We start from the raw sequence: 12,837 nt of genomic DNA on the forward strand, positions 1-12,837 counted from the left end.
GTATGGATATGACGCCAAAGCAAATAGTTGCCTACTTAGATGATTATATTATTGGGCAAAATAATGCAAAAAAAACAATTGCGTTAGCTTTAAGAAATAGATATAGAAGAATGAAAGTAGAGCCAAAACTTCAAGAAGAAATAATGCCTAAAAATATTTTAATGATAGGTAGCACAGGAGTTGGTAAAACTGAAATTGCAAGAAGATTAGCTAAAATGATGGGCTTACCATTTGTAAAAGTTGAAGCAAGTAAATATACTGAAGTTGGATTTGTAGGTCGAGATGTTGAATCTATGATTAGAGATTTAGTATATGAAGGAATAAATTTAGTTACACGTGAGTTTGAAGAAAAAATAAAAGATAAAATTGATGATGAAGTAAATAAAAAAATTATTGAAAAATTAGTTCCACCACTTCCTGAAAGTGCAAGTGAGAGTGCTAAAGAATCTTTTATTAAAACATATAATACTATGGAAAAAAAACTTCTAGAAGGTGTTTTAGACGATAAAAAAATAGAAATAGATATTCCTAAAAAAACACATATAGAAATTTTGGATTCATCAATGCCTTTTGATATGAGTTCTATGCAAGAAAGCTTAAATAAAATGCTTGGTGGATTAAACAAAGATACGATTAAAAAAGAAGTAACAATTAAAGATGCTAAAGTTTTATTAAGAGGTGTTGCAAGTGAAAGTTTACTTGATTCTGAAGCAATAAAAGTTGAAGCATTAAAAAGATGTGAAAATGGTGGGATTATTTTCTTAGATGAAATTGATAAAATTGCATCAGGTAAAAAAAATAATGGACAAGATCCATCAAAAGAGGGAGTTCAAAGAGATTTACTTCCAATAGTTGAAGGTAGTTCAGTTCAAACAAAATTTGGTCAGATAAAAACTGATCATATTTTATTTATAGCTGCTGGGGCATTTCATGTTTCAAAACCAAGTGATTTAATTCCTGAACTTCAAGGAAGATTTCCCTTAAGAGTAGAATTAGAATCTTTGGATGAAGAAGCATTATATAAAATTTTAACAAATACAAAAAATTCACTTCTTAGACAATATAAAGCGTTATTAGCAGTTGAAGATGTTGATTTAGAATTTGACGATGAAGCAATTCGAGCATTTGCAAAATATTCTGTAACAGCTAATGAAAAAACGGAAGATATAGGTGCAAGAAGACTTCATACAGTTATTGAAAAAGTTATTGAAGATATATCTTTTGAAGCTGATGAAAAAAAAGGTACAAAAGTTGTTGTTACAAAAGAACTTGTATCTGATAAATTAGATGACATTGTTGATAATGTAGATACAGCAAGATACATTTTATAAGAGTCAGAGATATTAATAATTTTTTTGATAGAATTAATATAATAAAAAAGGGGAGATAATATTATGAAAATTGTGACATTTTGTGAAATAGATGAATCTTTATTTAATCCTGAATTTACAGTTGAGTATTTTCATACAGGAACAAGTGGAGATGCAGATATTGTGATTTTAAATATTGATTCAATATTTGAGTTTGAAGAAAATAAATCAAAAATATGTAAAGATAAATTTGTTTCTATTGCTATAATTGATGATGAGAGTGATTATGAAGCTTTTAAAAATTTTGGAATAGATGCTTGGATTAAAGCCTCAGATATTTCTCAAATAAACAATATTATCAACCTAGTAAATAAAAGATTTTTATCATAAGTTAAGGATTTATCATAATTATAGATACCCATTGTCATTTAGACAACAAACAATATTATGAAGATATAGATAATGTTATATCAAACGCACTTCAACATGGTGTAAAGGGATTTTTAATCCCTGGAGCTGATTTTAATGATTTACCACAAGCTATAAAGTTAGCTGAAAAATATGATGAAGTTTTTTTTGCTGTTGGAATACATCCTTATGATATAGATATGTATACTGAAGAAATGATGGAAAAATATGTAAATCATCCTAAATGTATTGCTATTGGTGAATGTGGATTAGATTATTTTAGGTTACCTGAAAATGAAGAAGAAAAAATTGCAAATATAAAAAAACAAAAAGAAGTATTTATATCTCAAATAGAATTTGCAAAAAAAGTTAAAAAACCTCTAATCGTACATATTAGAGATGCTTCAAATGATTCAAGACAGATTTTGATTGATAATAATGCAAAAGAGGTTGGTGGAGTTCTACACTGTTTTAATGCAAGTGAACATTTACTTCCTTTAGCTGAACATAATTTTTATTTTGGAATAGGTGGAGTAATAACATTTAAAAATGCAAAAAAATTAGTTGAGATTTTGCCAAAAATTCCTAAAGATAAATTATTGATTGAAACAGATGCTCCTTATCTTACTCCTCATCCTCATAGAGGTGAAAGAAATGAACCTTTTTATACTACATTTGTTTCTCAAAAAATGTCAGAATTATTAAATATTAGTGATGAAGATATTCAACTACTAACTACAAATAACGCAAAAAAATTATTTAAAGAGTTTTCTAGTCTTTCTTAGATATAATCTAGGCTATATTAAGAAGAGAGGACTTTTTGAATAAATTTTTTTTCATACTACTTATTTTTGTAAATAATCTTTTAGCTAACATTTCAAATGAATCAGATTTAAAAATATTAAAAGACTTGGATTTAGATAGTTCTTTTGTAAATGAATCTTCTTTTCAAAGTATCTTTGAACAATACTCATCAAATAAAAATATAAATTATTACAATAATATATTAAAAAAATCTTCTTTAAATGCTCAAATCGTAAGAGAAGAAATTGAAAATGAAAATCTTCCAGAAGCAGTATTTTTTATTCCAATGCTTGAATCAAGTTTTGTAAATCATGCAAAGGGCAAGAAAAATCCAGCTGGTATATGGCAAATTATGCCTCAAACAGCTATAAATCTTAAATTAAGAAATGATGAATTTATAGATGAGAGATTAGATTTAGTAAAATCTACAGATGCAGCGAGTTCTTATATAAAACGGTATTATAATAAATTCAATAAATGGTATTTAGCACTTCTTGCTTACAATTGTGGAGAAGGAAGAGTTATCGAAGGTATTGCAAGAGCTTCTCTTGATAAATATTTAGAAGAAAATCCAGATTCAAATAACGATGGAACAATAAGAGTTTATAAAAGTTATTTAGAAGATTATAAAAAAAGTAAAAGTGGTTTAAGTAATTTATATGAAATTTATAATCAAATAGGAAAAAGACAAGGATATTATGATTTTTCTTATTTAGTAAAAAATAATAGTAAAAATTTATATCTTCCTACTTCAAGTTTAAATTATATTCAAAAAATAGTTGCATTTTCAATAATCGCAAATAGAGATTTATTTAAAAGTATAAATAACAAAAGTAAATATCAATTAGAAAAAGTTAAAGCACATAAAGGATTACAACTAAAATCTTTAGCAAATATTGTAGGAATGAATTACAATGAATTTAAAAGTATAAATAAACATATTAAAAAAGAGACACTTCCAACTGATTCAAAACTTTATAATATATATATTCCACATAATAAAGTAGAAATTTACAATCAAAAAATACTTTTTGTGAAACCAATAAAACAAGAAATAAAAGTAAAAGAACCTATAAAAAAAGTGGTAGAAAACAAGAAAAAACAAATAATATATATTGTAAAAAAAGGTGATTCTTTAGAGTTAATTGCGAAGAAATATAAAGTAAATTTAAAGAAATTAAAACTTGATAATAATAAAAAATCAAATTTAATAAAAATAGGAGAAAAAATTGAAATTAATAAATAATATGAGGATTAGTCTATTTTTAGTAATTATGAGTTTATTTTTATTTACTGGTTGTTCACAAAAAAATTATAGTGATGATTATATGAAATTTTATAAAGATACAAAAAATTCAAAAATTAATAATTCAAAAGAGATGCATAGATATACAATGAGACCTTATAGTGTATTTGGAATAAAATACTATCCATTTATTGCTAATATTGGAGATAGATTTGAAGGTATAGCATCTTGGTATGGACCAGATTTTCATACAAAAAAAACTTCAAATGGTGAAGTCTATAATATGTACGATATGACAGCTGCTCATAAAACTTTACCTATGAATACAGTTTTAAAAGTAGAAAATTTAGATAATGGAAAATCGATAGTTGTAAGAGTTAATGATAGAGGACCTTTTGTAAAAGGAAGAATTATTGATTTATCAAATAAAGCTGCAAATGAAATTGATATGGTAAGACGTGGAACAGCAAATGTAAAAATAACAGTTCTTGGATATAATGGTGAAATAGAAAATAAAGATGCACCTTATACTGAACTTGCTCAAAATGAGGTAAAACCAACTGTTCAAACAGAAAATATTGATGTTCTTGAACCTTTGGATATAAAAGAGGATAAGATTACAACAACAAATGTTATTATTCCATCAAAAGTTGGAACACCTGTTGTTACAAAAAGCACTACCAAAGCACCAGTTGTAACTACTAAAACAAAGTCAATTCCAGTTTCAAATGGAATATATAGTATTCAAGTTGGTGCATTTAGTAAAATAGAAGGTGCTCAAAAAACAAAAAGTGATTATCAAAGAAAATTTAGTTCAAATAAAGTTGAATCTGAAAAAGTATTTGTTAATGGAAAAACTTTATATAAAGTTTTTATAAAAGGTTTTGGAAGTTATGATGAAGCTCAAAGATTTAAAAATATAAATGGATTAACTAATGCAATGGTTATTAAATAGGATATAAAAATGGTAGAAATTAATAGAAAAACAAAAGAAACTGATATTAAATGTAAAATAAATTTAGATGGTTGTGGCAAATTCAACATAAAAACAGGTGTTGGTTTTTTTGACCATATGTTAGAAGCTTTATCAAAACATAGTGGAATAGATATCGATTTAATTTGCGAAGGTGATTTACATATTGATGCACACCATACAGTTGAAGATTGTGGAATAGTTTTAGGGCAAGCTTTAAAAAAAGCAATTTTTCCAATTCAAGCAGTAGAAAGATATGGAAATGCAACTGTTGTTATGGATGAAGCAGCAACAACTTGTGCATTAGATTTATCTAATAGACCTTATTTGGTTTATGAAGTAAATGTAAGTGGTAAAGTAGGTGAGTTTGATGTTGAATTGGTTGAAGAATTTTTTCATGCAGTTGCAGGAAATGCAGGATTAACAGTTCATATTATTCAAGATAGAGGAAGAAATAAACATCATATTTTAGAAGCTTCATTTAAAGCTTTTGCAGTTGCATTAAGACGAGCTTTAGTAAAAAATGAGAAGTTAGGAATTCCAAGTACAAAAGGTGTTTTATGATTGAATTAATTGTTTTAGATGTTGATGGTACTTTAACTGATGGAAGAATTACTTATTCTTCGACTGGTGAAGAGACAAAATCTTTTGATGTAGCTGATGGTTTAGCAATAGCTGTTTGGACGAAAAATTTTGGGAAAAAAGCTGCTATTATTACTGGACGAAACTCTTCATTAGTTGAAAAAAGAGCAAGAGAATTAAATATTACACATCTTCATCAAGGTGTAAAAAATAAACAAGAGGTTTTAGAAAATATTTTAAAGCAAGAAGGCTTGTCTTGGAATCAAGTTGCTGCAATTGGTGATGACTTAAATGATTATAATATGTTAAAAAAAGTAGGTCTTTCTTTTACTCCTGCAAATGGCACACGCTATTTAAAAGATTTTGTAAATGTGATATGTGAAAGAAAAGGTGGAGATGGAGCAGTAAGAGAAATGCTTGAATATATTTTTAAAGAAGATGGATTAGAAGAGGCTTTTGTAAACGCATGGGCATAAAATCTTTTATATTTATTTTATTGCTTATTGCAGTAGCTTCTTATTTTATTCCTGTTAAAAATTTAGAAAAAAATGTAATGGGAAAAGATTTACCTTTAGTTGTCTTTGAAAAACCAGTTATGTATACTTTAGATGATAAAAGTGTACATAGAATAATAATAGCAGAACATGCAGTAAAATATGAAAAAAGAGATGAGATGTTTGATGCTAATATTACATTAAAAAATCAAGATTCTACAAAAGATTATAAAAATGAAAATCTAAAAGCTGATTTGATTATAAAAAGAGCTGATGTTTATACTTTAACTAATAATGTAAAGTATAAAAGAGATGATTTTATAAAATTAAATACAAATGAATTAATATATGATGATATTAAGAAAATAGCAAAAAATAGTAAACCTTTTGAAAGTATTTATAATACTCATCTCTTTAAAGGTACAAATTTATATTTAGATATTAATAATGATAATATCACAGCTAAGAATACACATTTTGAAATAGATCTTACAAAAAATTAAAAAGGAAAATAATGAGATATTTAATTTATTCTTTAATCTGTTCTACAATTTTATTTGCACAAACTGAAACTTTGGTAATTGATGCACAAAACTTTCAAGCAGATGATAAAAAAGGAATCTCTATTTTTACAGGAAATGTAAAAATTAAAATGGGACAAGATAAACTAAATGCAAATAGAGTTGATGTTTATTTTACTACAGATAAAAAAACAAATAATAAAGTACCATTAAAATATGAAGCTACTGGAAAAGCAGATTTTGAAATAGTTACAACAGACAAACATTATATTGGAAATGGTGACAAAATTATATATACTCCAGCAAAACAAGAGTATACAATAATTGGAAATGGATTTTTACAAGAAAAAAATGATGATAGAAAAATTTATGGAGATACTATTTATGTAAATCAACTAAGTGGTGAAGCTAAAGTAAAAGGTAGTGAAAATAAACCAGTTAGATTTATAATAAATGTAGAACGTGGTAATGAAGGAACAAAATAATGAAAATAGTTGATGCAAAATTTTTGCAATCTGCACAAAGTGTAAATGATTCACCTGCACCAAATGTAGCAGAAGTTGCTTTTTTAGGACGCTCAAATGTGGGGAAATCTTCACTTTTAAATACTTTGACTAATAGAAAAGGATTAGCAAAATCATCTTCAACACCTGGAAAAACACAGCTAATAAATTATTTTGAAATAAAATTTAAAACTGAAAATGAAGAGATGCCATATTTATTTGCTAGATTTGTGGATTTACCAGGATTTGGTTATGCAAAAGTTGCAAAAAGTTTAAAAGCTGAATGGAATAGAAATTTAACTGGATATTTAGAATTAAGACCAAATCTACAAATATTTGTACATTTAATAGATTCAAGACATCCTGAGCTTGAAATAGATAAAAATGTAGATGAATTTTTATTAGATATAAAAAGAGGTGACCAGATAATAGTTCACGCTTTTACAAAAACAGATAAATTGAAACAAAATGAACTAGCTCAATTAAAGAGAGTTTATCCTGATGGAATTTTTATATCAAATCTTAAAAAAAGAGGTATAATTGACCTTCAAAATAAAATAACAGGATATTTATTTGGAAATTAGATTTTATAAACCAACTGTAACTGATATACCTCTAATGCAAGCATTAGTAAAAGAAGAGGTTGAAAAAGGAAAAATCTTACTTAGAACAGAAGATGAAATGGCAACAACTATTCGTTCTTATACAGTTGTTGAAGTTGATGGAAAATTAGCTGGTTTTACAGCAACACATATTCATTCTCCAAGATTAGCAGAAGTAAGAAGTTTAGTTGTTGGAAAAGAATTCCGAGGTTTAAAACTTGGTAAAAAACTTGTAGAAGCCTGTATCAATGAAGCAAAAGAGTATGGAATAAAACAACTTTTATCTTTAACTTATGAAAAAGGTTTTTTTGAAAGTTGTGGTTTTAGAGAAATTTCAAAAGAAGAGATCCCTGAGCATAAAATCTGGGCAGATTGCATTAGATGTAAGCATTTCCCAATTTGTGATGAAATAGCAATGGTAATTGACCTTTAAAAGGTTAAAAAATTTAAATTTTTATTGGATATAAATAGAAAATAAGTAATCTAAGGATACATATGCAACATTACAAAATTATCCATAGAACTTATTATAATTATTCTAATTATGTAAATCTAGAAGCTCATTATTTACTTTTGAGACCAAGAGAAAGCCATGAGTTAAGGATTGAATCTTTTAATTTAAAAACCGTGCCAAAATCCAAAATATTTTGGCATAGAGATGTTGAAGACAACTCTGTTGCAGTAGCAACTTTTGATATTTCTACAAAACAACTTTTTATTGAAAGTGAAGTTGTTATTCAGCATTATAATGAAACACCACTTGATTTTATCGTATCTGATTATGCAATAAACTATCCTTTTAGATATTTAGCAAATGACAATTTTATTTTATCTTCATATATGATTTTGCCAGATGAAGATACAAGAACTCTTTTAAATAATTGGATATATAATATCTATAAATATGGTGAAACAATTCAAACATATACTCTTTTACAAAAACTTACAACTTATATATTCAATAATTTTATCTATAAAGTAAGGGAAGAAACAGGAGTTCAAACAGCTAAACAGACACTTTATTATGGTTCAGGTTCTTGTAGAGATTTTGCATATTTATTTATGGAAGCTGTCAAGTGTTTAGGCTTGGCTACGAGATTTGTAAGTGGATATTTATATGCACCTTTAATGTCTCACGAAGTAGGTTCAACCCATGCATGGGCTGAAGTTTATGTTCCTGGTGGTGGATGGATAGGTTTTGACCCAACAATTGGAGAAATTGTAGGAAAAGATCATATTTCTGTAGCTGTATCAAGATTACCTGATAATATTTCACCTATATCAGGTTCATTTGTTGGTTCATCAGGTTCAAGTTTAAATGTTGGTGTTTGGGTTACAAAAATATAAAAACAAAAAGTGAAAATTACTTTTTGTTTAATTTTTTCTTGAATTTAAACCTTTAGATTCTTCAAGTCCTAACATAATGTTCATACATTGAACAGCAGCTCCACTTGCACCTTTTCCTAGATTATCAAGTCTTGAAATAACTACCATATCAGTATCATTTTCATAAACAGAAATCTCTAAAGTATTTGTATTGTTACATTTCATTGGATTTAATAAACCTGCATCAAGATATGAATCATTGTCTTCTATTATATTTATAAAAAATTCATTTTTATAATAATCTTTATATAAATCTAAAATCTCTTCTCTTGAAACTGCTTTTTTTAAATCTTTTTTTACTAAATAACTCATTACAAGCATACCTTGCTTGAAGTTTCCAACGCTTGGAGTAAATAGTGGAGCTTCATCTAATTCTAAAACATATTTCATCTCAGGAAGATGTTTATGGTGAAGTGTTAGGGCATAAGGTCTTTGACCTCCAATATCTTCAAATTTTGCTTTTTCATAATCATCAATCATAGCTTTTCCACCACCACTAAATCCAGTAATTGAATGGCAAATTAATTTTTGAGAATTTGCTAATATCCCATTTACAATCAAAGGTTTCATAGCCATGATTAATCCACTTGCATGACATCCTGGAACACAAACTCTTTTAGAATTTTTGATTTTTTCTCTTTGAGTAGCAGTTATTTCAGGTATTCCATAAGTCCAAGAAGGATTTGTTCTAAAAGCTGTGCTTGCATCAATTACTTTTACATTTTCATTTGTGATTAAACTAACTGATTCAATAGAAGCAGCATCAGGAAGACATAAAAATACTAAATCAGCACTATTTAAAAGCTCTTTTCTTTTATTTAAATCTTTTTTCTCTTCTTCTTTTATAGATAAAAGTTCTATTTCATCACGTCCATCTAACATTTCATGGATTTTTAATCCTGTTGTTCCGTGTTGTCCATCTACAAATATTTTATATTTCATTTTTTCCTCAAAATTTATAGTAATTAATTTTTTGATAGTTTATCTAAAAGGTTCTTTTTTGTGATTTAAAAGTGTAGTTAAATATCGATTTTAGTAATAATTGATTTTACAAAAGGAGATTTCTCTTTTCCATATTCTTCTTGTTCAATTATTCCTTTTTTCAAAATCTCTAATTTTTTGTTTTCATACTCTTTTCTTGCACTTGGATTTGAAAGCATATATTCTTTGTATTTTAATTGTTTTATATGCTCTATTGAATTGTTTTCTATAACATGTAGATGAATAATATATTTTGAATTATTAAAAATAACTATTCCATCTTTTCTAGGACGTTCTTTTGGAAAAGGATTTTGGCTTATTTGGTCTTGAAAACCTAAAGATTTTATATGATTTATGGCTTTATTTAAATCATTGTTTTTATATAAAATTGATAAATCAATTATTCCTTTTCCACCAACCATAAATGAAGTTGAACCAATATGTATAACTTCAAACTCTTTTGTAGATATAAACTCAATTAAAGCTTTTGCAACATCAAAATAATCCTCATTCCAAGGTTTAAAAGAAGCTTCTATTTTTTCATATTTTAAAATTTCCAATAAATATCCTTTTTACTAAAAATTTATTTTAAACTTTTTTAACTTCAAACCAAATTTCACTAAAAATTTTTATAGCATTTTCTATTTCAAACTCTTCAAAACCACCAAATCCTAAAGCTATTACTTTTTCAAGATTAAAAAACTCTTTAAAATAGATTTTTACATCTTTTTGTTGAGCTGTTTTTTCAAGCTTTTCATAATCAATATCAATAAGTGGTTTTATCAATAAATTCAAGCCACTTCCTTCTCTTATGATTTTCATCTCATTTTTTAAATAACTTTTTAAATACTCTTTCATTAAATTATGTTTTTTTCTATTTGAATTTCTGATTTTTCTAAGGTGTTTTTCCCAATAACCTTCTTTTAAAAAAAGTGTCAATGTTTTTTGAATATCTATTGAAACTTGTGAAAATACAAAATCAAAAACATTATGATAAATATCCAATAAACAGTTTGGCAAAACAATATAAGATACTCTTAACGCAGGAGAAAGAGCTTTTGAAAAAGTACCTAAATAGATAACTCTATCACTATTTTCTAAACTTTGCATAGAAGGAATAGGGCGATTATAATAGCTTAGTTCACTATCATAATCATCTTCAATGATAAAAGCATTATGTTTTTTTGCCCAATTTATAAGTTTTATTCTATTTGCAATTGGCATTGTTATTCCAGTTGGAAATTGATGTGAAGGAGTTGTATATAAAATCTTTGAATCACTTTTTTCTAAAAAATCCAAATCTAAACCATCTTTATTTACAGGAATGTCATTTATTTCAAAAGAAGATAACTCAAATACTTTTCTTGCAACTTTATATCCAGGAGATTCAATAGCAACTTTATTTGAAATTTTTTTTAAAATATTTGTTAAAACAAACATAGAATTAGAAAATCCATTTGTGATGATAATTTGTTCTGTATTACACAAAACTGCTCTTGAGTTTAGAAGATATTTTTTTATCTCTTTTCTTAGCTCATAATCACCTTGAAAATTTGAATATACTCCATAATGAACATCTTCTTTTACAACTTTATTATAAAGTTTTAACCACGTTTGTTTTGGAAAAGAGTTTTTATCAAGACTTGCAGGAAAAAAGTTTATTTTATAGTTTTTCTCTTCTTTTATTTCATCTTTTTTATTTTCAATTTGAGAGTTAAATTTTTGGTAAATTTCTTCACAAACATAATAACCACTCTTTTCAAAACTTTGTATATATCCTTCGCAACAAAGTTGATTATAAGCAGTTTGAACAGTCGTTTTACTAAGTTTATAATCATTTGCTATTTTTCTTATGGAAGGAAGTTTTACTCCAGCTTTTAGCTCATTTTTTATTTCATTTTTCATCTGTTCATAAAGTTGAATATAAAGAGGTGAATTGTTATCAAATTTATACATAACTGTCCTTATTAGAAAACTGAAAAGTGTATCTTTTATTAGGTACAAAATATTGATATTATACGAATAATTACTTAAAAAGGAAAAAAATGAATGAAAAAATAGAAAATATTTTGAATCATGAAGGTGTGTTTAGTGTAGTTGCTAAAGGAGAAGATTTTCCTCATATTGTAAATACATGGAATTCTTTTGTTATTTTTAAAGATAATAATCTTTTTATTCCAGTTGGAGGAATGGAAATAATGGAAGAAATATTAGAAAATGAAGATAGAGTAATTGTTGTTATTGGGACAAGAGAGCTTGAAGGTTTACATGGAATGGGTATCGGAGTTAAAATAATAGGAAAAGCAGAAATATTTCAAGATATAGAAGAATATGAAGCGATGAAAAATAAATTTGAGTGGGCAAGAGCAGTTATGAAAATAGAAATACTTGAAGCTTATCAAACAACATAAGAAGGAAAAAGATGAGAAGAGAAGAGTTTGATGTAAAAGATGAGAATAGTATAAATGAGATATTAAAAATTTGTGAATATGGCACTTTAAGTTTAATAAGCCAGGGAAAACCATATTGTGTAGCTTTGAATTTTGTATTTTTTGAAAATTCTATCTTTTTTCATGGTGCAAAAGAAGGAAGAAAAATAGAAGCTATAAACTCAAACCCAAACGCAGCTTTTTTAGTAGTAAAACCATACTCTTTTATACCTTCATATTTTAGTGATACGATGGCTGCTTGTCCAGCAACACAATTTTTTGCTTCAGTTTTATTTGAAGGAAAGTTGGAATTTATAATTGATGGAAATAAAAAAGCTGATGTTTTAAATGCTTTGATGAAAAAGTTTCAAAAAGAAGATAGTTTTGAAGAAATTGCTTATAATAAAGCAATGTATACAAAGATGCTTGATAAAACTGCAATTATTGAGTTAAAAATTGAAACTCAAAGTTGTAAGATAAAAGTAGGGCAGAACTTAAATGAAGAGAGAAAAAGTAAAGTTATGGAAAAACTAAAAAATAGAAATTTACAAATAGATGATGAAACAATAAAACAGATGAAAATACATAGTTAAAAAAG

Annotated in this window: 17 protein-coding genes; 14 read left to right on the forward strand and 3 right to left on the reverse strand. The window is 26.4% G+C overall.

Going from position 1 to position 12,837, the window contains the following annotated elements; all coding sequences use genetic code 11:
* The first annotated feature begins 2 nt into the window (after positions 1-2).
* From hslU to ABLL_RS06305, 12 genes are all read left to right on the forward strand, one after another.
* Positions 3-1,331: an ATP-dependent protease ATPase subunit HslU gene (gene hslU, locus ABLL_RS06250; protein WP_014473936.1), complete on the forward strand. Its 1,329-nt coding sequence runs from the start codon at positions 3-5 to the stop codon at positions 1,329-1,331.
* 63 nt (positions 1,332-1,394) lie between these two features.
* Complete coding sequence (locus tag ABLL_RS06255; RefSeq protein WP_014473937.1) at positions 1,395-1,700, forward strand: hypothetical protein; 306 nt, start codon at positions 1,395-1,397, stop codon at positions 1,698-1,700.
* Between the two features lie 14 nt (positions 1,701-1,714).
* A complete protein-coding gene (locus tag ABLL_RS06260) occupies positions 1,715-2,503 on the forward strand; it encodes a TatD family hydrolase (RefSeq protein ID WP_041654730.1) in 789 nt (262 codons plus the stop codon).
* A 35-nt stretch (positions 2,504-2,538) separates the two neighbouring features.
* A complete protein-coding gene (locus ABLL_RS06265) occupies positions 2,539-3,768 on the forward strand; it encodes a lytic transglycosylase domain-containing protein (RefSeq protein WP_014473939.1) in 1,230 nt (409 codons plus the stop codon).
* The gene (locus ABLL_RS06270; protein ID WP_014473940.1) at positions 3,752-4,723 is read left to right on the forward strand and encodes a septal ring lytic transglycosylase RlpA family protein; all 972 of its coding nucleotides are present in this window, start codon (positions 3,752-3,754) and stop codon (positions 4,721-4,723) included. The genes ABLL_RS06265 and ABLL_RS06270 overlap by 17 nt, the downstream gene beginning before the upstream one ends.
* A 9-nt stretch (positions 4,724-4,732) precedes the next feature.
* On the forward strand, positions 4,733-5,305 hold the full coding sequence (gene hisB / locus ABLL_RS06275) for an imidazoleglycerol-phosphate dehydratase HisB (protein WP_014473941.1): 573 nt from the start codon (positions 4,733-4,735) through the stop codon (positions 5,303-5,305).
* Positions 5,302-5,799 (forward strand): HAD family hydrolase, encoded by a 498-nt coding sequence (locus ABLL_RS06280; RefSeq protein ID WP_014473942.1) that lies wholly within the window; start codon positions 5,302-5,304, stop codon positions 5,797-5,799. Before hisB ends, ABLL_RS06280 begins: the two co-directional genes overlap by 4 nt.
* Positions 5,790-6,320 carry a hypothetical protein gene (locus ABLL_RS06285; protein WP_014473943.1) on the forward strand — a complete coding sequence of 177 codons (531 nt, stop codon included), beginning with the start codon at positions 5,790-5,792 and terminating at the stop codon, positions 6,318-6,320. Before ABLL_RS06280 ends, ABLL_RS06285 begins: the two co-directional genes overlap by 10 nt.
* 11 nt (positions 6,321-6,331) lie before the next feature.
* A complete protein-coding gene (gene lptA, locus ABLL_RS06290; RefSeq protein WP_014473944.1) occupies positions 6,332-6,823 on the forward strand; it encodes a lipopolysaccharide transport periplasmic protein LptA in 492 nt (163 codons plus the stop codon).
* On the forward strand, positions 6,823-7,425 hold the full coding sequence (gene yihA, locus ABLL_RS06295) for a ribosome biogenesis GTP-binding protein YihA/YsxC (protein ID WP_014473945.1): 603 nt from the start codon (positions 6,823-6,825) through the stop codon (positions 7,423-7,425). Before lptA ends, yihA begins: the two co-directional genes overlap by 1 nt.
* Positions 7,415-7,876, forward strand: coding sequence for an N-acetyltransferase (locus ABLL_RS06300; RefSeq protein WP_014473946.1), 462 nt, complete (start codon positions 7,415-7,417; stop codon positions 7,874-7,876). The genes yihA and ABLL_RS06300 overlap by 11 nt, the downstream gene beginning before the upstream one ends.
* Positions 7,877-7,938: 62 nt before the next feature.
* Positions 7,939-8,790 (forward strand): transglutaminase family protein, encoded by an 852-nt coding sequence (locus ABLL_RS06305; RefSeq protein WP_014473947.1) that lies wholly within the window; start codon positions 7,939-7,941, stop codon positions 8,788-8,790.
* A 27-nt stretch (positions 8,791-8,817) separates the two neighbouring features.
* Here the strand turns inward: ABLL_RS06305 and argC are convergent, their stop codons facing one another.
* From argC to ABLL_RS06320, 3 genes are all read right to left on the reverse strand, one after another.
* The gene (argC, locus tag ABLL_RS06310) at positions 8,818-9,771 is read right to left on the reverse strand and encodes an N-acetyl-gamma-glutamyl-phosphate reductase (protein WP_014473948.1); all 954 of its coding nucleotides are present in this window, start codon (positions 9,769-9,771) and stop codon (positions 8,818-8,820) included.
* 77 nt (positions 9,772-9,848) lie between these two features.
* A complete protein-coding gene (locus ABLL_RS06315) occupies positions 9,849-10,370 on the reverse strand; it encodes a GrpB family protein (protein ID WP_014473949.1) in 522 nt (173 codons plus the stop codon).
* A gap of 28 nt (positions 10,371-10,398) precedes the next feature.
* Entirely contained in the window at positions 10,399-11,766 is a 1,368-nt protein-coding gene (locus ABLL_RS06320) for a PLP-dependent aminotransferase family protein (protein ID WP_014473950.1), read from the reverse strand.
* Between the two features lie 89 nt (positions 11,767-11,855).
* On the opposite strand from ABLL_RS06320, the gene ABLL_RS06325 reads away from it, so the two are divergent.
* Positions 11,856-12,221 (forward strand): hypothetical protein, encoded by a 366-nt coding sequence (locus ABLL_RS06325; protein WP_014473951.1) that lies wholly within the window; start codon positions 11,856-11,858, stop codon positions 12,219-12,221.
* 11 nt (positions 12,222-12,232) lie between these two features.
* Positions 12,233-12,832 carry a pyridoxamine 5'-phosphate oxidase family protein gene (locus ABLL_RS06330; RefSeq protein WP_014473952.1) on the forward strand — a complete coding sequence of 200 codons (600 nt, stop codon included), beginning with the start codon at positions 12,233-12,235 and terminating at the stop codon, positions 12,830-12,832.
* Positions 12,833-12,837 lie beyond the last annotated feature (5 nt).

This window comes from Arcobacter sp. L, assembly GCF_000284235.1.
In the GTDB taxonomy this organism is placed as follows: domain Bacteria; phylum Campylobacterota; class Campylobacteria; order Campylobacterales; family Arcobacteraceae; genus Aliarcobacter; species Aliarcobacter defluvii.

Coding starts and splice junctions, on each gene's coding strand:
- hslU (WP_014473936.1), top strand. CDS start 3: ATGGATATGACGCCAAAGCAAATAGTTGCCTACTTAGATGATTATATT.
- ABLL_RS06255 (WP_014473937.1), top strand. CDS start 1,395: ATGAAAATTGTGACATTTTGTGAAATAGATGAATCTTTATTTAATCCT.
- hisB (WP_014473941.1), top strand. CDS start 4,733: ATGGTAGAAATTAATAGAAAAACAAAAGAAACTGATATTAAATGTAAA.
- ABLL_RS06280 (WP_014473942.1), top strand. CDS start 5,302: ATGATTGAATTAATTGTTTTAGATGTTGATGGTACTTTAACTGATGGA.
- ABLL_RS06285 (WP_014473943.1), top strand. CDS start 5,790: ATGGGCATAAAATCTTTTATATTTATTTTATTGCTTATTGCAGTAGCT.
- lptA (WP_014473944.1), top strand. CDS start 6,332: ATGAGATATTTAATTTATTCTTTAATCTGTTCTACAATTTTATTTGCA.
- yihA (WP_014473945.1), top strand. CDS start 6,823: ATGAAAATAGTTGATGCAAAATTTTTGCAATCTGCACAAAGTGTAAAT.
- ABLL_RS06305 (WP_014473947.1), top strand. CDS start 7,939: ATGCAACATTACAAAATTATCCATAGAACTTATTATAATTATTCTAAT.
- argC (WP_014473948.1), bottom strand. CDS start 9,771: ATGAAATATAAAATATTTGTAGATGGACAACACGGAACAACAGGATTA.
- ABLL_RS06320 (WP_014473950.1), bottom strand. CDS start 11,766: ATGTATAAATTTGATAACAATTCACCTCTTTATATTCAACTTTATGAA.
- ABLL_RS06325 (WP_014473951.1), top strand. CDS start 11,856: ATGAATGAAAAAATAGAAAATATTTTGAATCATGAAGGTGTGTTTAGT.
- ABLL_RS06330 (WP_014473952.1), top strand. CDS start 12,233: ATGAGAAGAGAAGAGTTTGATGTAAAAGATGAGAATAGTATAAATGAG.